Origin of the sequence: Sphingomonas sp. DC1600-2, assembly GCF_049897605.1 — a bacterium.
Taxonomy (GTDB): Bacteria; Pseudomonadota; Alphaproteobacteria; order Sphingomonadales; family Sphingomonadaceae; genus Sphingomonas.
On record NZ_JAFCWO010000001.1, the window covers coordinates 334,679 to 355,241 of the forward strand.

11 protein-coding genes are annotated in these 20,563 nt (G+C 65.8%); 3 read left to right on the plus strand and 8 right to left on the minus strand.

Translation table 11 applies throughout. The features are described from left to right. Nucleotides 1–285 precede the first annotated feature (285 nt). Nucleotides 286–2,724, plus strand: coding sequence for a glycoside hydrolase family 95 protein (locus tag ACP7BL_RS01615; protein WP_426257455.1), 2,439 nt, complete (start codon nucleotides 286–288; stop codon nucleotides 2,722–2,724). A 16-nt stretch (nucleotides 2,725–2,740) separates the two neighbouring features. On the opposite strand, the gene ACP7BL_RS01620 is transcribed toward ACP7BL_RS01615, so the two are convergent. The 6 genes from ACP7BL_RS01620 to ACP7BL_RS01645 form a co-directional block, all read right to left on the minus strand. Beyond that, the gene (locus ACP7BL_RS01620; RefSeq protein WP_426257456.1) at nucleotides 2,741–5,227 is read right to left on the minus strand and encodes a TIM-barrel domain-containing protein; all 2,487 of its coding nucleotides are present in this window, start codon (nucleotides 5,225–5,227) and stop codon (nucleotides 2,741–2,743) included. Next, the gene (locus ACP7BL_RS01625) at nucleotides 5,224–6,759 is read right to left on the minus strand and encodes a tryptophan halogenase family protein (protein WP_426257457.1); all 1,536 of its coding nucleotides are present in this window, start codon (nucleotides 6,757–6,759) and stop codon (nucleotides 5,224–5,226) included. Before ACP7BL_RS01625 ends, ACP7BL_RS01620 begins: the two co-directional genes overlap by 4 nt. Beyond that, entirely contained in the window at nucleotides 6,756–8,381 is a 1,626-nt protein-coding gene (locus tag ACP7BL_RS01630) for an alpha-glucosidase family protein (RefSeq protein WP_426257458.1), read from the minus strand. Before ACP7BL_RS01630 ends, ACP7BL_RS01625 begins: the two co-directional genes overlap by 4 nt. 5 nt (nucleotides 8,382–8,386) lie before the next feature. Next, on the minus strand, nucleotides 8,387–10,186 hold the full coding sequence (locus ACP7BL_RS01635; RefSeq protein WP_299107866.1) for an alpha-amylase family glycosyl hydrolase: 1,800 nt from the start codon (nucleotides 10,184–10,186) through the stop codon (nucleotides 8,387–8,389). Beyond that, nucleotides 10,183–11,712 carry a tryptophan halogenase family protein gene (locus ACP7BL_RS01640; protein ID WP_299107869.1) on the minus strand — a complete coding sequence of 510 codons (1,530 nt, stop codon included), beginning with the start codon at nucleotides 11,710–11,712 and terminating at the stop codon, nucleotides 10,183–10,185. The genes ACP7BL_RS01635 and ACP7BL_RS01640 overlap by 4 nt, the downstream gene beginning before the upstream one ends. A gap of 84 nt (nucleotides 11,713–11,796) precedes the next feature. Beyond that, nucleotides 11,797–14,733 (minus strand): TonB-dependent receptor, encoded by a 2,937-nt coding sequence (locus ACP7BL_RS01645; protein WP_299107872.1) that lies wholly within the window; start codon nucleotides 14,731–14,733, stop codon nucleotides 11,797–11,799. A 199-nt stretch (nucleotides 14,734–14,932) separates the two neighbouring features. On the opposite strand from ACP7BL_RS01645, the gene ACP7BL_RS01650 reads away from it, so the two are divergent. Beyond that, nucleotides 14,933–15,955 carry a LacI family DNA-binding transcriptional regulator gene (locus ACP7BL_RS01650; RefSeq protein WP_426257632.1) on the plus strand — a complete coding sequence of 341 codons (1,023 nt, stop codon included), beginning with the start codon at nucleotides 14,933–14,935 and terminating at the stop codon, nucleotides 15,953–15,955. Between the two features lie 3 nt (nucleotides 15,956–15,958). Here the strand turns inward: ACP7BL_RS01650 and ACP7BL_RS01655 are convergent, their stop codons facing one another. Beyond that, complete coding sequence (locus ACP7BL_RS01655) at nucleotides 15,959–16,627, minus strand: DUF6445 family protein (protein ID WP_299107878.1); 669 nt, start codon at nucleotides 16,625–16,627, stop codon at nucleotides 15,959–15,961. A gap of 139 nt (nucleotides 16,628–16,766) precedes the next feature. On the opposite strand from ACP7BL_RS01655, the gene ACP7BL_RS01660 reads away from it, so the two are divergent. Continuing rightward, nucleotides 16,767–18,266, plus strand: a complete 1,500-nt coding sequence (locus ACP7BL_RS01660) for an MFS transporter (RefSeq protein ID WP_426257459.1) — start codon at nucleotides 16,767–16,769, stop codon at nucleotides 18,264–18,266. Between the two features lie 11 nt (nucleotides 18,267–18,277). Here the strand turns inward: ACP7BL_RS01660 and ACP7BL_RS01665 are convergent, their stop codons facing one another. Beyond that, the gene (locus ACP7BL_RS01665; protein WP_299107884.1) at nucleotides 18,278–20,539 is read right to left on the minus strand and encodes a glycoside hydrolase family 3 C-terminal domain-containing protein; all 2,262 of its coding nucleotides are present in this window, start codon (nucleotides 20,537–20,539) and stop codon (nucleotides 18,278–18,280) included. Nucleotides 20,540–20,563: the final 24 nt, after the last annotated feature.

Below are 20,563 nucleotides of genomic sequence, written 5' to 3' on the forward strand. Positions count from 1 at the left end.
GCGCCCCGCGCCATGCGATGCGAACCAAGCACGACGTCGATCAACGGATCGCCCCACTCCGGTCATCCGGTCTTCTCCCGATCGCCCTGCCTTATGCTGGCCGGAGCTTTTTGTTTTCGACGATCGTGCAGCGGGCGTGCGCCGTTACGGATCGTGCGGCATTGCTAAACGGAGGGTGGTTCGACGGTCAATAGTCGGACAAAATAATTTACGAGCGCCTTGCCAATGCGGGCATCGGCACCGCACAGAGTTTTGGAGCTTGGACGAAGCCGCATGGGGAGAGCGATGATGCCATCAAGCGATGCGTTCGCAGCCGTCAATCGACGCGAGACGCTGGCGGCGGGGCTTGCGATTGCGGCTGCGCCGACGCTGCTGGCGGCGAAGGCGAGCGATTCGAGCGGCGACCTGCGGCTTTGGTATCGGCAGCCTGCCGGAGCCTGGACCGAGGCGCTCCCGGTCGGCAACGGACGGCTGGGCGCAATGGTGTTCGGTCGCGTCGCGCAGGAGCGGCTTCAGCTCAACGAGGACACGCTATGGGCGGGTGCGCCCTATGATCCGGACAATCCCGAGGCCTTGGCCGCGTTGCCCGAGGTCCGGGCGCTGCTGGCCGCCGGGCGCTATAGGGACGCGACGGATCTGGCTTCCGCAAAAATGATGGGCAAACCGCCCGCCCAGATGCCCTATGGCACGCTCGGCGATCTGCTGTTGACCTTCGCATCCGCGAAGGTCCCGACCGCCTATCGGCGCGAGCTCGACCTCGCATCGGGCATTGCCACGACGGAGTTCGAAACTGCAGACGGCCGTTACCGGCGCGAGCTGTTCGCGTCGGCCCCGGATCAGGTGATCGTGATGCGGCTGGAAGCGGAAGGTGGCACGCTCGACTTCGATCTGGCTTATCGCGCGCCCCGTGCGATCAGCACCCCCCGCGCGCAATTCTCCGAGGGGGCAACGCCCCAAACCACGCGCCCGACCGAGTGGCTGCAGCGCGAGGATGCGGACCGGCCCGGACCGGACGTGACGATCGCCGCCGACGGAGCGCATGCGCTGCTTGTTACCGGGTCGAACGAGGCCGCGCTCGGTGCTCCTGCGGGGTTGCGCTACGCACTGCGCGTGCAGGCGGTTGGGGACGGTGTCATCGTTGCGAACCAAAAGGGCATAACCGTGTCCGGCGCGCGCCGCGTGACCCTGCTGATCGCCGCCGCGACCAGCTACCGCCGCTATGATGACACGGGCGGCGACCCCGTTGGCGCGGTGCGCGCCGCCGGGCAGGCGGTCGAACACAAGGCGTATCACGCGTTGCGACGGTCGCATGTGACGGATCATGCGGCGCTGTTCGGCGGGGTGAAGATCGATCTGGGCACCAGCCCGGCGGCGGCGTTGCCGACCGACGAACGCATTGCGGCGGGCGCAAGCGCGGTCGATCCGGCGCTGGCGGCGCTGTATCTGCAATATGGTCGCTATCTGCTCATCGCCTCGTCGCGGCCGGGTAGCCAGCCGTCGACGCTGCAAGGCATCTGGAATGAGGGGACCACCCCGCCCTGGGGCAGCAAATACACCATCAACATCAACACCGAGATGAATTACTGGGCGGCTGACCCAGGCGGGCTCGGCCTCTGCGTCGAGCCGCTGGTGCGGATGGTCGAGGATTTGTCCGTTACCGGCGCGCGGACCGCGCGGACGATGTACGGCGCGCGGGGCTGGGTCGCGCATCACAATACCGATCTCTGGCGCGCGACCGCTCCAATCGATGGACCGTTATGGGGCCTATGGCCGTGCGGCGGCGCGTGGCTCTGCAACACGCTGTTCACGCATTGGGACTTTGCCCGCGACCCGGCACTGTTGGCGCGGTTGTACCCGTTGCTGAAGGGAGCGGCGCACTTCTTCGTCGACACGCTGATCGAGGACCCCAAGGGGCGCGGGCTGGTGACGTCGCCCTCGCTCTCGCCCGAGAACGAACATCCGTTCGGATCGTCGCTGTGCGTCGGCCCGGCGATGGATCGGCAAATCGTCCGCGACCTGGTCACCAATACGGTGGTCGCTGGCCGGATGCTGGGGCGGGACACCGAATGGCTCGCCATGCTCGAACAGGTCGGTGTGCGCATTGCGCCCGATCGGATCGGCGCGGCGGGGCAGCTTCAGGAATGGCTCGAGGATTGGGATGCGCAAGCCCCCGATCAACACCATCGGCACGTTTCGCACCTCTATGCGGTGTATCCGAGCGGGCAGATCAACGTCCGCGACACGCCGGCGCTGATCGAGGCGGCCAAGGTCAGCTTGCGCCAACGCGGCGATCTATCGACCGGCTGGGCGACCGCATGGCGCGTGTGTCTGTGGGCGCGCATGGGCGAGGGCGATCACGCCTATACGGTGCTCAAAGGACTGCTCGGTCCGCAGCGCACCTATCCCAACATGTTCGACGCGCATCCGCCCTTCCAGATTGACGGGAATTTCGGCGGGGCGGCGGGTATTCTCGAAATGCTGGTGCAGTCCTGGGGCGGCGAACTGCATTTGCTCCCTGCTCTGCCAACGGCATGGCCCGACGGTTCGATCGCGGGAGTCCGGGCACGCGGTGGCGTCCGCGTCGATCTGACATGGCGGCAGGGCCGTGCGACCGCGCTCACGCTTTCGGCGCCGGCCGGATCGACGGTGAAGATCCGGCTCGGCACCGAGCGCTTTGCGGTAACGATCCCGGCCTCTGGCAGTTATCGTCGGCACTGGGCCTAACCCACGACCTTTGGCTTCAGTTCTTCTCGATCCTGATCAGCGCCGCCTTGCCCGGCGTCGGGATGGTGAAGCGCAGCGTCTGAGCCGACACGTCGCTTTCCGCATTGAGCGACGCTCCGTTTTGCGTCACGCGGCCCGGGCCTTGCCAGCCATGCAGCGTCACCGCGATCTGCTTCCACCATGGCGCAAGCGATCCTTCTTTGCTGTCGAACGTAACGGTGATGCCCGTCGCAGTGGTGGCGCAGCGCACGGTCTGACGGAAAAACGCGCCGCGCTGATAGCCAAGCGTGGTGCCATCGTCTTCGTACAGCGTACCGCTGCAGTCGCCGCCGGGATAAATGTCGAGCATCAGCGGCCCGGACGGGGTTTGCGCGGTGCTCTGGACCAGCGGCTGGCGCGGCAGGATCGTCCCGGCGCGAACGAACACCGGCAAGCGATCGAGCCGCGGCGTCTCGAGCACGCGCTCGCTTTTGGCGTGCTCGGTCGGCACGGCTTGCGTCGCCGACTGGATCGGACCGGTGGTGGCCGCTTCGGGCGTTCCCGCGCGCAGGCCGGTCCAATAATCATACCAGCCACCGGCGGGCAGGCAGACATCATAGGTTTGCGGTGATTCCGGGCTGGGCGGCGGCGCGATCAGCAGCGCCTTGCCGAGCGTGAAGGCCATGGACTGGTTGCAGCCCATGCTTGCGGCGCTTGGGTAATCGTAAAACACTGGGCGCATGATCGGGTCGCCGAAGCGGCTATTCTGGTCCGCCAGCGCATAGAAATAGGGCATCAGCCGATAGCGCTCCTCGACGAAGCGGCGGCGGATCGCGAGGTGATCGGGGCCATCGACCCATGGCTCGACGCGCGGCGTGCCGGTCGCCGAGTGATCGCGGAACACGGGCGTGAAGGCACCGATCTCGAACCAGCGCGTCAGCAAATCGGGGCTCGGGCCGCCCGCAAACCCGCTGACGTCGGCGGCGCTATAGGCAAAGCCCGACAGGCCAAGATTGATGATCTGCTGCACCGACAGTTTCAGGTGATCCCAGGTCGCGCTGTTATCGCCGGTCCAGGTGACGGCATAGCGCTGCCCCCCGGCATAGCTGGCGCGCGTCATCACGAAGGGGCGCTCGTCGGGGCGCAGCTTCAGCAGCCCGTCATAGGTCGCGCGCGTATTCTGCATGCCATAGACGTTGTGGATCTCGCGGTGGTCGCCGGTGCGGGGCGCGAAATCGTCGCTGGCGATGCGGTGGACGGTGTCGAGCGGCATCGTCTTGGTCGGCGTGTTGAAGATCGCCGGTTCGTTCATGTCGTTCCAGAAACCGGCGATGCCGTCATCAAGGAACCCCTTGTACAGCGTGCCCCACCACGTCCGCGACTTGGTTTGCGTGAAGTCCGGGAAGACCGACGCGCCGGGCCAGACCGGCGCGACATAATCGGTGCCATCGGGGTTCTTGACGAATTCGTCGCCGCGTTTGCCGCTCGTATACGGCGCATAGCCAGTCTCGACCTTGGCGATATGCAGATCGGTGATCGCGACCAGCTTGATTCCTTGCGCCTTCATGTCGGCGGTCAGTTTGGGCAGATCGGGGAAGGTTTTGGGGTTGGTGGTGAAGGGCCGGTTGCGATCCTGATAGTCGATGTCCATCCAGATCACGTCGGTCGGCACGCGATCCGCGCGCAAATGGCGCGCGATCTCGCGGATCTCGTCGGCGGACATGTAGCTGTAGCGCGACTGCTGATAGCCCAGCGCCCATTTCGGGGCGAGCGGGGCGTGGCCGGTAAGATCGGCATAATGCCGCGTGACCTCGGCCAGGCTGGGACCGGCGACGAAATAATAATCGATCGGCCCGTCGGGGCCACCAAAGGTCAGCGTATCGGCATCGCGGTGGCCGAAATCGAACCAGGTGCGATAGGTATTGTCGAGCAGGATGCCGTAACTGCCGCCCGGCGCGCCGGTCGAGAGGAAGAACGGAATCGATTTGTAGATCGGGTCGTCGGCGCTGGTGAAACCGAACGCGTCGGTGTTCCAGTCGACAAATTCCTTGCCGCGCCGGTCGAGGCCCCCGGTCTTGTCGCCAAGGCCATAGAAATGCTCAGTGATCGGCAGGCTTTTGCGCAGCGTGAAGCTCTTGCCGTCGATCGCGACGGGCGCGGCATCGGCCGAGATGATCTTACCGTCGAGTGTTTCGAAGGTGATCGCGCCGCCCGCGCCGATGCGGACGCGCAGGCTGGCGGTGGTGAAGCCGTCCGCGGTCGGCGTCACCTTGGCGCGCGCCTTGCGCTGCTCGGGCAGCACCGCCCAACTGGCGTCTTCGGGATACGCACCGTCGCGCGCGATACGCACACGCACCAGGCCGTCGGCAAGTGCTGTCAGGCGCATCTTGAGCGCGCCTGCCGTTACCTCGACGCCATCGCGTTGGGCGCTCAGCGCCGCAGCTGGCGCAGTGGCGTGCGCGGCGGTCGCGCCCAGCGGCAGCGCGGCGGTGGTCAGCAAGGCTGCAAGACATAGGTGTTTCATCGCGTGTCTCTCGATTTCAAATGCCGGGGGAGGTGGGTCAGGTGCGGGCGGAAGTTCAGCGCACAACGATCGAGGAAGTCGTCGATCTTGTGCAGGTCGATCCGTTCGATATCGGGTCCGGCGGGCACCAGGCGGTGCTCGTCAGGGAATGTGCCATAGCCCGCCATCAGGCAATGCCAACTGATCGCGTTGTAATAGCGGCCAATTCCCATTTGTTCGACCAGCGCGGCCATATCGGCCCCGGTGAACCATGCCGACATCAGCGCTTTGAGCGGATCCGACAGTTGCGCCAGCGCGCGCGCCTCGGCCCAATAACCGGTCGGGTCGGTGCCGCGCTGGTTGAGCCGGTAATGCGCGACGATGTAATCGCGCACGCCGTCATAGCGCGCGGCGATCGCCTCGTTGAAGGGCGCGCTGGCGGCGGGGGTGAAGCCGTTCGCATCGACGGCGTCCAGAAACGCCTCGACCGTCGCCATCACGATGTGCAGCGCCGTTGCCTCAAGCGGCTCGATAAAGCCCTGCGCCAGGCCGATCGCCAGCGCGTTGTGCGACCAGCTTTTGGCGACCCGGCCAACGCGCATCGTCAGATGCCGCGCGGTGCCGACGTCGCCTACCCCGAGATGCGCGCGCAATTCCGCCTCGGCCTGATCGGGCGAAAGATGGCGGCTGGAATAGACATAGCCATTGCCGGTGCGCGTGGTGAGCGGGATGTCCCACACCCATCCGGCGCTGAGCGCAGTGGCGCGGGTCTGGCTGGGCAAGGGTGCCGCCTCGTCGCGCGGCGTGGGCAGCACGACCGCGCGATCGTTGAACAGGGTATCGGCAAAGGACTGAAACGGCACGCCGAGCGTCTTTTCGAACAGGATGCTGCGAAAGCCGCTGGCATCGAGGAAGACGTCGCCCGGGATGCGCTCGCCATCGTCGCACAGCAGCGCCGCGATATCGCCGCTTGCGTCGCGCTCGGCAGTGGCGATGGTGCGCTGGAGCTGAACCGCGCCCAGCTTGGTCGTCGCATGGTGCCCGAGGAACGCGCCAACCTTGTGGGCATCGAAATGATAGCCGTAGCTCACCTCGAACGGGAAATTCGCGTCCGGCTGCGGCGCGCAAGCCGCCGCCGCCAGCCGGGCGGGGAGCAGGAACCGATCAGGATGCGCCACCACATCGCGCCCGGTCCTCCGCGCGCGCGTATTGTAGAAGAAATGCGGTGCGGTGTGGCTGTCGAGCGCGGTCGGGAAGGGGTGGAAATAGGCACCATGGCCCGCCCGGTCGGACCAGCCGTGAAAGCCGATGCCGAGCTTGTAGGTCGCGTCGCACGCCGGCATCCATTCGGCCTCGGCAATGCCAAGCCGGTCGAAGAAGTGCCTCAACTGCGGGGTCGAGCCTTCGCCGACTCCGACAATGCCGATCTCGGGGCTTTCGACCAGCGTTACCTGCGCGTGCGGCCACCGCTGCGCGATCAGACAGGCGGCCATCCATCCGGCGGTGCCGCCGCCGAGGATGACGATCGCCTTGCCTGCCGCCGCTTGCGTCACGATCGCAGCACCAGCCCCGAAAAGGGCGGAAGCGCGCTGGGGCTTGCGTCGTTCGCGCTGAGCAGCACCGTCCCTGTCTGTGCGAGGCGGGGCGGCCAGTCGCGCGCTGCATCGCCCAGGTTGAACACGCACAGCAGGCGCTCGCCCGCATCGCGGCGTTCGAAGGCGAGCACCGCATCGTCGCTGTGCAGGATGCGGATGTCGCCCTGGCGCAGCGCGGGATGGGCGTTGCGCACCGCGAGCACCCGCCGGGTCCAGTGCAGCAGCGAGTCCGGATCGGCGCGCTGCCGGTCGGCGGCGAGCGCGCCATGGTCGCCCCCGAACGGGAGCCACGGCGTCTCGCTGCCAAAGCCGAGATCGGGCGCGGTCCCGATCCACGGCATCGGCGTGCGCGCGCCATCGCGCGACAGCGTCATCGGCCAATTGGCGATCGCCTCGGGATCGAGCAGCGCATCGAACGGAATGTCGACTTGCGTCAGCCCCAATTCCTCGCCCTGGTACAGGAAGATGTTGCCACGCAGGCACGCCAGCAGCAGCATCTTCATGCGCGCAAAGGCCGGGGCGTGCTCGGGCGTGGTCCAGCGCGACAAGGCGCGGGGCGCGTCGTGATTTTCGAAGGCCCAACTCGGCCAGCCGATGCCTGGCGCATCGGGCCAGCGCGCCACCGCATCGGCAACGAGCGCGGGGGTGAGCCGCTCGGCATAGAGGAAGTCGAAGCCATACGCGCTGTCGAGCCGTGTGCCGCCTGTGGTGAACAGCTTCATTTCACGGTCGCTGTCCTCGCCGCCAACCTCGGCGACGGTGAACCCTGCGCCATATTCGTCGAGCAAGGCGCGGATCCGCTCGAGAAAGGGCGGGATATCGGCATGGCCCTGATTGTGCAGCTTGAGCTGGAAATCGAACGGCCGCGTGCGTGCGCGGTTGGTGGCGGGCGCGGGCGGGTTATCGGTCAGCGCGGGATCGTGCATCGCAAAATTGATCGCATCGAGCCGGAAGCCGTCCACCCCGCGATTGAGCCAGAAGCGCGCGGTATCGAGCAATGCCTGTTGCACCGCCGGATTATGCCCGTTGAGCTGTGGCTGCTCCTTCAGAAAATTGTGCATGTAATATTGCTGGCGACGCGCGTCCCACGTCCAGGCCGGGCCGCCGAACACCGATTGCCAGTTGGATGGCGGGCTGCCGTCGGGCTTGGCATCGGCCCAGACATACCAGTCGGCCTTGTCGCCCGATCGGCTCGCGCGGCTTTGCTGAAACCACGGATGCTCGTTCGAGGTGTGCGAATACACCTGGTCGATAATCACGCGCAGCCCGAGCGCATGCGCGCGCGCGATCAGCGCGTCGAAATCGGCCAGCGTGCCGAAGATCGGGTCGACATCGCGGTAATCGGCGACGTCATAGCCGAAATCCTTCATCGGCGAGGTGAAGAAGGGCGACAGCCACACCGCATCGACGCCGAGCGTCGCGACATGGTCGAGATGGGCGGTGATGCCATTCAAATCGCCGATACCGTCGCCATTCGAATCGGCGAAGCTGCGCGGATAGATCTGATAGATCGCGGCCCCCTTCCACCACGGCGTCGTGGGCGCGGGATCGGGTTTCGGCTGGGCGGTCGATGGGGTCATGAGGCTCATTCGCTGGGGAGGGCGGCGCAGATGGCATAGCCGAGCGGGGGCAGGGTGATCGAGACGCTGCCCGGCGCGGTGGCGCGCGCGGGACACGCGCCCGCGAGCGTGGTGAAGCCCGCCGAACGCGCACCGATTTCGACATTGGCGCTGACCGGCTGGTTCGAGGTGTTGAGCGCGACCAGGATTTCATGCCCGTCATCGGCACCGCGGGTGAAGGCGAGCAGGCCGGGCTTGTCCGACGCCGCGCGCACCACGGTGCGGCCGTGGCGCAATTGGGCATGGTCGCGGCGGATTTGGGCGAGCTTGGCGATCGTCTGGAAAATCGGGTTTTCGGTGCCGAAATGCGCGGTCGCGGTGGTCGTCGCCGTGCCGATCAGGCGGTTGTCGTTGTAACTGGCGACGTGGCTGGCGAACAGGTCCTCGCGCGCGTCCTGGTCGCCGCCATGGCCGGTGAAGCCTTGTTCGTCGCCCGAATAAATTGTCGGTACGCCGCGCGCCGACAGCAGCAGGACATGCGCGAGCGTGAGGCGCTGCAGCCGCTCGGCCTCGGTCGCATTGGGCCACGCCAGATCGAGCATATGCCCGATCCGCCCCATGTCGTGATTGCCAAGGAAGGTCGGCAAGCGTTGCGCGGTGGCGTCGCCGCCTTCGTAGAGGACGTCGCCGTCGATCAGCTTGGCGAAGAGGTCGGTCCCGGCCTTGCCCGAAAGCATCGCGCGCGCCGCCGCCTGGAACGAGAAATCGAGGATTTCGGGGAAGCCGTCGCGGCGGGTATATTGTGCGGTATAACCGGGATCGACGGTCTCCGAATAGACTTCGCCGAAGATCGGGAAGTTGGGGATGCCGCGCGCCGCCGCGCGCGTTTGCATTGCCGGGACGAACGCCCGCCAGAATTCGGGATTGACGTGCCGTGCGGTGTCGACACGGAAGCCGTCAATGCCGAAGCGATCGATCCAGCTTCCGTAGATGGCGATGAATCCGGCGACGACACGTGGGTCCTCGGTCATCAGGTCGTCGAGCCCGGCGAAATCGCCATAGCGCGCGGATTCGCCCGCAAAGGTCGAGTCCCCGCGATTGTGATAATAACGCGGGTCGTTGAGCCACGCCGGGACTTTGACGGTCTTCTCCGCTACGGGGACGAAGGGCGTATAGGCATAAGCCGGGTCGGTCAGCCGCGCGAAATTCTCGGGCGTTTGCACGGCATCGCCGGCAAAGCCAGGATTGATCGGCGTGCCGCTTACGCCGCCGCGCCGCTGATACGGGTAATCGGCCGTGCTGCGATACGCGCAGGGTTTGCCGATGCATTCGCGATACTGGATCACGTCGGCTGTGTGGTTGGCGATGATGTCCATATAGACCTTGATCCCGCGCGCATGCGCCGCATCAACGAACGCGGAAAAGTCGGCATCGGTGCCGAAATGCGGATCGACCGTGGTGAAGTCGGTGATCCAATAGCCGTGATAGCCCGCGCTCTCCTGTCCCGCCGCGCCCTGGATCGGCTTGTTTTTGAAGATCGGCCCGATCCAGATCGCGGTAACGCCAAGCGCCTGGATATAGTCAAGCCGCCGTGTCAGCCCCTTCAGATCGCCGCCATGATAGAAGCCCTTGGCCGTCGGATCATAGCCGGTTGCCAGCCGGTCGCCAGTCAGCCCGCCTGTGTCGTTGGTCGGATCGGCATTGTCGAAGCGATCGGGCAGCACGAAATAGATGATTTCGTCTTCGGCCGCACGCGCGCGCACTTGCTCGATCGGGACAATCGCCGGGCCAGTGAGCGCCAGCAGCAGCGCGGCGGCGATGCTCATGCCGTCACCGGCTGCGGCGCGGCGCAGTGGCGCGCGATGAAATCGGCATGGCTCGGCATCTGGGCGACCTCGCGGGCATTGAGTTTGGCGATCGTGTCCATGAATTCGGCGAGGTCGCTCGCCGGGATCGCGTCGGCGAGCGGATGGTGCCCCGTTGGCATCACGCCCTGCCCGGCGAACACCTGCAGCCAGCCGACCTCGGTGAACAGCTCCTCATGCTCGCGCGTGATATGGCCGTTGCCGCGCCACAGGTCGATCTTGGTCGACAACGTTTCGGGCAGCTCCATGTCGCGGCACATCCGCCAGAACGGCTCGCTGCGCGCGTTGGCGGCGTAGTGCAGGATGATGAAGTCGCGAATGCGCTCATATTCGAAGTCGCTCTGGCGATTGAACTCGACGCGGTCGGCCTCGGCGCTGGTGTGGCCGGGCAGTAACTTCATCAGCCGCGCAATCGCCGACTGGATCAAATGGATGCTGGTCGATTCGAGCGGTTCGAGGAAGCCCCCGGCGAGGCCGATCGCGACGACATTGCGGTTCCACAATTTGCGGCGCTTGCCGGTGCGGAAGTGGATCGGGCGCGGGTCGGCGAGCGCCTCGCCGTCGAGCCCCGCGAGCAGCGTCGCGGTCGCTTCGTCGTCGCTCAGATGCGCCGAGGCATAGACGATGCCGTTGCCGGTGCGATGCTGGAGCGGGATCCGCCATTGCCAACCGGCCGCCTTCGCCGTTGAGCGGGTATAGGGTGTGAAGGCGGCACTGCGCGCCGACGGCACCGCCAGCGCGCGATCGGCGGGGAGCCAATGCGTCCAGTCGTCATAGCCGGTGTGGAGCGTCTGTTCGATCAGCAGCCCGCGAAAGCCGGTGCAATCGATATACAGATCGGCGCTGACGGTGGTGCCGTCTTCGAGCACCAGCCCCGACACGTCGCCCGTATCACCTTGCGTCACGCGGACGATCTTGCCCTCGATGCGGTTGATGCCGCGCGTCTCGCTGTAGCGGCGCAAATGGCGCGCATAGAGACCGGCGTCGAAGTGAAAGGCATAAGGCATGTCCGGCAGCACGCGCGCAGTGCGCGCCGCCCCGCGCTGCATCCGCTCCGCCAGCGCCGCTTGGTTGTTCAGCGAATAGGCCGCGAGATCGCCCGCCAGCCCCAGTTTTCGCGCGCGCAGCCAATAATGATGGAACGGCAGCAACCCGACATCGCGGCCGATGTCGCCAAAGGCGTGCATGTAGCGCTGGCCGGGTGCACCCCAATCGACAAATTCGATGCCGAGTTTGTACGTCCCCTGTGTTGCACGCAGGAACGCGTCCTCGTCCAGCCCGAGCGCGTCGTTGAACAGCCGGATTTGGGGGATCGTCGCCTCGCCCACGCCGACCGTGCCGATCTCTTCGGATTCGATCAGGTCGATTTCGAAGCCGACCTCCAGAAAGCGCGCGAACGTGGCCGCAGTCATCCACCCGGCGGTGCCGCCGCCGGCAATGACGATCCGGATCGGTCTGGAGCCATTCGGCTCCGCAGGATTGGCCATGGTCCGCGTCCCCGCTTACTCAATTTCAGGTACCGGAAGGGCGAGCGGTGAGGAGCCCCCACCGCTCGCCGATGGCATCGTCGTTCAGAACTTGTACGTGACGCCCAGATAATAGTCCCGTCCGTAGCGCTGGTAATCGATCACCTGGCGCGGGTCGTCATTCTGATAGGTCACGAACGGCCGGTCGGTGAGGTTCTTCGCCTGGGCGAGGATCGCGAAGCCCTTGAGGAAGCCCTCCTGGAATTCATAACCGATCTGCGCGTCGAGGATGCCTTCCGATCGCGCGGTGCGATAGGTCGGGTTGGCCGAAAGGCCGGCCACCTCGGCCAGGAACGACGAGCGGTAGCGATAGTTCACGCGCGCCTGGAAGCCGTTCTTCTCGTAATAGACGGTGCCGCTGCCGGTCCATTTGGACAGGCCGGGCAACGTAATCGGCTGGGTCGGGTTGCTCGCGAACTTGATCTCGGATTCGGTGTAATTGCCCGAGACAAACACCCCGAAACCATCCAGCACCTTGGTCAGCGACTTGAACGGCACCGACACCGTCGCCTCCAGCCCCAGCACCGTGCCACGCCCGGTGTTGGCGGGGGCGCTGACATTGCCGATGGTCAGCTTGTTGGCGGTGACGATCGCTTGCTGGGCCGGGGTCAACGCGCCGAGCAGCGATGAGAAGTCATAGGCATAGCTGTTATTGGGATCGACGAAGTCGGTGAGATGCTTGAAATAGCCCGACAGCGCGACATAGCCGCCGCCGTGGAAATATTTTTCCAGCGACACGTCGATATTGGTCGACTGATAGGGCTTCAGCGCGACGTTGCCGCCGGACGAGGTGAACACCGGATTGAGCCCGGCATTGGTATTGTTGGTCTGGATGTTGGCGACGTTGATGGCGACATCCTGCGTGACGCGCTCCTGATCGAGGCGCGGGCGCACCATCGTCTGCGATGCACCAAGCTTGACGTACCCAAGCGGGATCAGCTCCACCGCCATCGTCGCCGAGGGCAGCACGTTGGTGTAGCTCACCTTCTGCGAGGCCGGGGCGATCGTCACCACGCCGTTGACGACACTGGCGATCTGGCCGTCGGAGCGCTGCTCGCTATGCACGACTTGCGTTCCGATCGAGCCCTTGAGCGCCTTGCCCCCCACGTCGCCGTCGATGGTGATCTTGGCATAGCCGGTATAGACGTTTTCGGTCACGACATTGTCGCGCACCAACGACGACGGACGGTTGTCGTAGAAGGTGTTGAAGCTGTTATTGTAGAGATACAGCGGATTGAGCGCGAGCACCGCCGGCACACCGAGATAGTCGAGCGGGATCTTGCCGAGGATCGCCTGGCTCGGGATCGGTGCCGAAGTGGGCGTGCCGCTTGCGACGGTGCAATTCGTGCCCGCGCCCTTGGGGCAGAGGAAGTAGGACTGGTAGGCGCTGGTTTTCTCGCGGCGGCTGTAATTGGCACCGGCCTCCCAGCTTTTGACGATGCTGTTGTCGAACTCGCCATTCAGGCTGGCGCGCAGCGACTTGAGGTCGTCCTTGAAGCTTGGGCGGTTGAGGAAGCCGGACTGCACCACGGCCTGCGTGCCGTTATAGCCCCAGCCTTGCGGATCGGTCAGCTTGAACACGCTGGTGTCGGTATAATCGAGTGTCGGCACGATCTTGTAGATGCCGTTCGCCTGCTGCGTCACCTTGACGGTGTCGTTGGGGCCAGTGCCGCCATAGCCGACGCCGGTATAGGTCTCGAGCAGGAAGTCGGTGCGCGTGGCATGGCTCCAGCTCGCATCGACGTTGAGGTGAATCTTCTCGCTCACCTTCAGGTCGTTGTTCCAGCCGAACGAGAAATTCTCCGCCTTGCGCTGGTTATAGTCGTTGCGCTGGATCGCATGCACGCCGGAGAAGGTCGTGGTCGTGGCAAAGCCATTATTGACCGTCAGGCCGCTTTGCGTGGGGCTGGAAAAGCCGAGCGGGAATTCGATGCCGCGCAGATGCTGCGTTTCCTCGAAATGCGAATAGAGCGCGTCAAAGGTCGAATGGAACACATCCGACGGCCGCCATTCGATCGTCGCCACGCCGCCATAGCGCTTGAGCTCGTTCGACTGGACATAGGGCTTGGCACCGCCCAGCACGAACGGGCTGGCCGCCGTGCCGCTGCCGGCATAGCCCCAGGCGTTGTAGCGCTCGTCCTGCGACGGGGTCAGCGTGGCCGAGGCACCCAGCGCGATGCCGAGCGTATCATTGGCGAATTTGTCGACATAGGTTGCCGAGGCACGATAGCCGTAGCGCGTGCCGTCGGGATTGAGCTTGTTGATCCCGTTCATTTCCCCGCGCGCGCTGACCGCGATGACGCGCTTGCCCTGATCGAGCGGGCGCAGCATGCGCAGGTCGACCGTGCCCGAAATGCCGGCGGCGACGAGCGAGGCGTCGGCGGATTTGTAGACGTTGACGGTCTTGAAGAATTCCGAGGGATACTGGTCATATTCGACGCCGCGATTGTCGCCGACGGTGACCTGTTCGCGGCCGTTGAGCAGCGTGGTCGAGAAATCGGGGCCGAGGCCGCGGATCGACAAGCGCTGGTCGCGGCCTTCAAGCCGCTGCGCGGTCACGCCGGGCAAGCGTGCGAGCGAGTCCGCGATCGATACGTCAGGCAGCTTGCCGACGTCTTCGGCGGAGACCGAGTCGACGATCAACACCGACTGGCGCTTGATCTTCGCCGATGATTCAAGGCCGGCGCGGATGCCGGTGACGACGATCGATTGATCGGCCTCGGCTTGCGGTTCGGCGGGCGCGGGCACTGCCGGGGTGGCGGGTTGCGGCGTCGGATCGGCCTGGCTGGTGGTCGCCTCGACCTGCGCCTTGGCGGTCGGGTTGGCGTTGGGCGTGGTGGCCTGCGCGAAGGCGACGCCCGGCATCACCAATGCGGCAGCGAGCGCGGTCGTGCTGGCGCATTCCGCGAGCCGCGCGGATAAGGACAGGTGGCGCGTCGGCGCAACCGCGCGATCGGCGCGGGCCGGCATGAATTTGGTCATTTGGTTTCCCCTCAAGCGGGACGAACCCGCACATCCTCACGAAATTCAGTTTCCTCGACGTCGTCATCCGCGTCGATTGGCTAGGAGCAGGCTATATTTCGGACGAGGTCATTGCAAAAGTGGCGGGCATACGTATTCACAGGGGAAGCGGGTCGGGGGTTCTGCTGTATTATTTAAACAATACACAGGTATGACTGGGATGGCCAAGCGGCCGACTTCGTTCGATATCGCACAACTTGCCGGTGTCTCGCAGCCGACGGTGTCGCGTGCGTTGCGCGGGGTGAAATCGGTCAACGCGCAGACGCGCGCGCGGATCGAAGCAATTGCCCACAGCTTGCATTATGCGGTCGACAAACACGCATCGAGCCTGCGCAGCCAGGCGTCGAACACGCTTGCGTTGCTGTTCTTCGAAGAGACGGCGGACGAGGACGCGACGATCAATCCGTTCTTTCTGTCGATGCTCGGGTCGATCACGCGTGCCAGCGCCAGAGCGGGGTACGACCTGCTGATCTCGTTCCAGCAGCTTTCGGGCGACTGGCACGTCGACTATCAGGACAGCCACAAGGCCGACGGCATCATCCTGCTCGGCTATGGCGATTACGAGGCGTATCGGGCGCGGCTCGATCATCTGGCCGAACAGGGCACGCATGTCGTACGCTGGGGGGCGGTCGGCACCGACCCGGCAGGGATCACCGTCGGTTCTGACAATCGCGGGGGCGGTGCGCAAGCGACGGCGCATCTGATCGCGCAGGGGCGGCGACGGATTGCGTTCCTCGGTTCGGCCGACAGCCGCTATCCCGAGCTTGAGGAACGGCATCGCGGCTATGGGGATGCGCTGGCGCAAGCGGGGCTGGTCGCCGATCCGGCACTTCGCGTCGATGCAATCACTAGCGAGGAGGCTGGTGTCGAGGCGGTTGCCACGCTCAAGGCGCGCGGTGCCGTCTATGACGCGATTTTCGCGGCGAGCGACAGCATCGCCATCGGCGCGATGCGGGCGCTGGCGGCGGAGGGGCGGAGCATCCCGGGCGATGTCGCGGTGGTTGGGTTCGACGATATTCCCTCGGCCTCGCTGACCACGCCACCGCTGTCGACGGTGGCGCAGGACACACGACAGGCGGGTGCGTTGCTCGTCAGCACCTTGCTCGGCCAGTTGCGCGGTACGGCGATCACACCGCCGCCGCTGCCGACCCGGTTGATCGCGCGCGCCAGCAGCGGCGCGTGAGCCTCAATCGTCGAACAGGAACAGGTTGAGCGTCAGCCGCCCGACCAACGGGTCCGGGGTAAGCGGCACCTCCGGCGGCAGCCACGCGCAATGCAGCGTGTTGCCCGCATAGACGAGCGCGCGGTTGAACACCCCCGGCTGTACCGCGATTTGCTCGAACAGCGGCGTGTCCCCGGCGATATAGGAGGGTGCGGGCAGCCCGTGTGCACGGACTCCGGCGTCGAGCTCGGTCGAGTAGCGTTCCAGCCGTGCGGCGTCGACGCTTTCATACCCGGTGGCGCGCTGGCGGTAGAAGGCGGTGCCGCCCTGCGCGGCGTGACCGAGGAACAGCAGCAGCGCGATGCGGCGCGGCTCCACGCCGTCGAAATGCGGCAGCCGCTGGATCGGCGCGAGCGCGCTCGGCGGCGTCGTGACGAGCGAGTAATAGGCCTCTGACACCGCCGGTGCGCGCTCGAGCTCGAAATGCGTGGCGAGCAGTGGGGCCACCTTCGCCCGCATCGCCTCGGCCAGTCGCGGCGGCACGGGCGCGCGCACGCCTGGATAATGCGGTCCGATCGGGGTCAGCCGCAGCGCGGCGGCATCTTCACGGAGCAATTCGGGGTCGCTCCAGAACGAGTCGAGCAGGAGCAGCGGGCGCTGCTCCTGCCCTTGGTGGTGGAGGGTTACGGTCATCGACATCGCACCGTCATGCCCGGCTCGGGACGATCCTCGCAAGCGGCGTGGTGGCTTGCGTATTCGTATGCACCCTTGTGCGCTACCGGGCTTGTCGGCAGTCAGGCACGACAGACTGCGGGGAGCCGCAGCAGGGGAGGTGGGCTTGAACGAGAAACCGGTGCAGCGCTTCGGCGGGTTGTGGAATATCAGCTTCGGCTTCTTCGGCATCCAGATCGGCTTTGCGCTGCAAAACGCGAATATGAGCCGGATTTTCCAGACGCTTGGCGGATCGCTGGATGATCTGTCCTATCTGTGGATCGCGGCCCCGCTCACCGGGCTGCTGGTGCAGCCGATCATCGGTCATTACAGCGACCGCACCTGGACGCGTTTTGGGCGGCGGCGGCCATATTTCTTCGCGGGTGCGGTGCTGGCGGCGCTGGCGTTGTTCGTCATGCCCGATGCCCGGATCCTGTGGTTCGCCGCGTTGACGCTGTGGGTGCTCGATGCGTCGATCAACGTGTCGATGGAGCCGTTTCGCGCCTTTGTCGGCGATATGCTGCGCAAGGACCAGCATACGGCGGGCTATGCGCTGCAGACTGCCTTCATTGGCGCGGGCGCGGTGGTCGGTTCGCTCTTCCCGTTCGTGCTGACGCATCTTGGCGTGTCGGGCGATGTGCTGGGCGGGATTCCGGCGACGGTCCGCTACAGTTTCTGGTTCGGCGGTGCAGCGTTGCTGCTGGCGGTGCTGTGGACCGTCGGCACGACACGCGAATATAGCCCGGCCGAGATGCAGGCCTTTGGCGAGCCGATGCTCGGCGAGCCCGCGACGCAACCCGTCCACGCGCTCGCGGCACGCGGGCTCGGCGCGAGCCTCGGCTGGATCGCGGCGGGCGCGGGCGTCGTGGTCACGGTGCCCACGCTTGGCCTGCAGAAGGAAGTCTATCTGCTGGGGGCGTTGCTGATCGCTTATGGTCTGGCCAGCATCGCGGCGATCCTGCTCGCGCGCGGCGGCAAGGGCGACAATCCGCTCAGCCTGATCATCGGCGATTTTGCGGGAATGCCGACGGTGATGAAGCGGCTGGCGCTGGTGCAGTTCTTCAGCTGGTCGGCGCTGTTCATCATGTGGATCTACACCACCCCGGTCGTCGCCCAATATGCCTTCGGCGCGAGCGACCCGACCAGCGCCGCGTACAATGCCGGTGGCGATTGGGTCGGGGTGCTGTTCGCGGTGTATAACGGCGTCGCGACGATCGTGGCGCTGTTGGTGTTGCCGCAGCTGGCAGCGCGGATCGGCAAGGTGCGCACGCACGTGATCGGGCTGCTCTGCGGCGCGCTTGGTTATGCGAGCTTCCTCGTCATTCGCGACCCCAATATGCTGGTTTTGAGCGAAATCGGGGTCGGGATCGCCTGGGCTTCAATCCTCGCCATGCCCTATGCGATCCTCGCCTCCAGCCTGCCGCAGGCCAAGCTCGGCATCTATATGGGCCTGTTCAACGTGTTCATCGTCGTGCCGCAATTGCTGGTGGCGACCGTGATGGGCTCGGTGCTCAAGGCATTCTTTCCGACCGAGCCGATCTGGACCATGGCCTTTGCGGCGGCGGTGATGGCGCTGGCGGCCCTTGCAATGTTGCGCGTGCCGGAAACCGGCAACGCCTGACGCGCCCCGCTTTAGCGGGCGCGCCAGGTCGCGGGCAGGGTGCGCTCGGGCAGCGTCACCGTGACCGTCTGCCGGATGTCGCGGGCCGAGTCCGCCAGCATGACCTTGTAGGTGCCCCCGGCAATGTGCCAGCGATGGTGGGCTTCGTCCCAGGTCGCGAGCAAACGCGGATCGACCGTCAGCGTCACCGCCTTGCGTGCGCCGGGTGCCAGCGCGACCTTGGTGAAAGCGGCAAGACGCTTCGGGGCTTCCCACCCGCCCGCGACCGGGGCGACGTAAAGCTGCGGAACGCTTGCCCCGGCCCGCGCACCGGTGTTGCGCACGGAGAAGGTCGCGGTGAGCACGCCGCCCGGCGTGGTGGCCTGCAGGCCCTCGCTGACGAAGCGCGTGTAGGACAGGCCGTGGCCGAAGGGGAATAAGGGCGCGATGCCCTTGGCATCGAACCATTTATACCCGACCGTAGCGCCCTCTTTATACACCACGTCGCCGCTATGCGGCTGGGCGGGATCGGGCAGTTGATCGATGCTGCGCGCGAAGGTCACGGGCAGGCGGCCCGAGGGATTGGCCTTGCCGAACAGCAGGTTGGCGATGGCCTTCCCCCCGGCCGTGCCCGGATACCAGGCTTCGAGCACCGCCCCGACCTGATCGATCCACGGCATCGCCACCGGCCCGCCGGTTTCGAGCACCACCACGGTGTTGGGGTTGGCCGCGCCGACCGCGCCGATCAGCGCATCCTGATTGCCGTCGAGCGCCATCGCTACGTCGAACGATTCGCCTGCCCATTGTGTGGCGAACACGATCACCACATCGCTGTCCCGTGCCAGCGCCGCCGCCGCCGCCGGATCGCTGCCATCGGCGTAGCGGACCGTCGCCCCCGGGGCCTGCCGCTTGATCTCGTCGAGCGGCGAGGACGGGTAATACAGGATCGGTCCGGGCCAAATCGTCGGTTGCAAGCCGGGCACGGCATTGCCGCCGACTGGATAGACCAGCGACGATCCGCCCCCGGCGAGCACGCCCTTGTCGGCATGGCCGCCGATCACCGCGATCCGCTTCGCGCTGGCGGCAAGTGGCAGCAAACCATGTTCGTTCTTCAGCAACACGGCCCCGGCTTCCGCCCCGGCGCGCGTCACCGCGGCATGGGCGGCATAGTCGATCGGCTGCTCGCTCACCGGACGCTCGAACACGCCTTGCGCGAACAGCGCGCGCAGGATGCGGTGCGCCATCAGGTCGAGCCGGGCCGCGGGGACCGCGCCATGATCGAGCGCGTCCCGCAGCGGCCGCCCGAAATAGGGTTCCTTGTCGAACGGAAATCCCGAATCCTGGTCTAGCCCGGCCTTGGCGGCGGCGACGGTGCTGTGCGTCGCACCCCAATCGCTCATTACATAGCCCCTGAATCCCCAATCGCTGCGCAGCACTTCGGTCAGCAGCCAGCTATTCTCGCAGGCGTAAACGCTATCGACGCGGTTGTACGAGCACATGATCGAGCCCGGATCGGCGCGTTCGATCGCCAATTGGAACGCCAGCAGATCGGACACGCGCGCCGCGCTGTGATCGAGCACCGAATTGCCGGCGTTACGATCGGTCTCCTGGTCGTTGATCGCGTAATGCTTGATCGTCGAGACGATATGGTTCGATTGAATGCCGATCACCTGTTCGGCAACCATCGTACCGGCCAGCAGCGGATCCTCCCCGCCATATTCGAAATTGCGGCCGTTGCGGGGCTCGCGCAGCAAATCGACGCCACCTGCCAGCATGACGTTGAAGCCCGACCGGCGCGCTTCATCGCCGATCATCGCGCCCCCGGCGCGCGCGATCGCCACGTCCCAGCTTGCCGCCGTCGCAAGGTTGGAGGGCAACGCAGTACGCTCGCGCTTGACCGGGGCACCGCCCTGAGTGGCAACGCCGACCCCGGCATCGGTCTGATGCTGCGCCGGGATGCCGAGCCGTGCGATCGCCGGCACATAACCGGCCGAGCCGCTATGCGCATCGGCGGGTGCATGGTATTGCAGCCGTGGAAAGTCCGTGCCGAAATAGCCGAAGACCAAGGTCTGCTTTTCGTCCCGCGTCATGGCCGCGACCAGCGCCGTGGCGCGCGCATCGGGGGACAGGCGGATATCGTTCCAGGCACCGCGCAACGCAGGCTTCGTCCATGCGGGCAACAGCGGCATACCCGCGTCGGGAGGGGTCTGCGACGGCGGGGGCGGGGCTGCGACCTGGGCGGAGGCCGCCGCAGCGACCAGCAGCAACGGCATGGCCGCAACGCGAAACGTCATATCGGAATTCCTCTCTTCCCGCAG

Excerpts from the sequence above, each read along its gene's own strand:
- ACP7BL_RS01650 (WP_426257632.1), top strand. The coding sequence starts at position 14,933 with ATGGCCAAGCGGCCGACTTCGTTCGATATCGCACAACTTGCCGGTGTC.
- ACP7BL_RS01635 (WP_299107866.1), bottom strand. The coding sequence starts at position 10,186 with ATGAGCATCGCCGCCGCGCTGCTGCTGGCGCTCACTGGCCCGGCGATT.
- ACP7BL_RS01665 (WP_299107884.1), bottom strand. The coding sequence starts at position 20,539 with ATGACGTTTCGCGTTGCGGCCATGCCGTTGCTGCTGGTCGCTGCGGCG.
- ACP7BL_RS01640 (WP_299107869.1), bottom strand. The coding sequence starts at position 11,712 with ATGGCCAATCCTGCGGAGCCGAATGGCTCCAGACCGATCCGGATCGTC.
- ACP7BL_RS01655 (WP_299107878.1), bottom strand. The coding sequence starts at position 16,627 with ATGACCGTAACCCTCCACCACCAAGGGCAGGAGCAGCGCCCGCTGCTC.
- ACP7BL_RS01620 (WP_426257456.1), bottom strand. The coding sequence starts at position 5,227 with ATGAAACACCTATGTCTTGCAGCCTTGCTGACCACCGCCGCGCTGCCG.
- ACP7BL_RS01645 (WP_299107872.1), bottom strand. The coding sequence starts at position 14,733 with ATGACCAAATTCATGCCGGCCCGCGCCGATCGCGCGGTTGCGCCGACG.
- ACP7BL_RS01630 (WP_426257458.1), bottom strand. The coding sequence starts at position 8,381 with ATGACCCCATCGACCGCCCAGCCGAAACCCGATCCCGCGCCCACGACG.
- ACP7BL_RS01615 (WP_426257455.1), top strand. The coding sequence starts at position 286 with ATGATGCCATCAAGCGATGCGTTCGCAGCCGTCAATCGACGCGAGACG.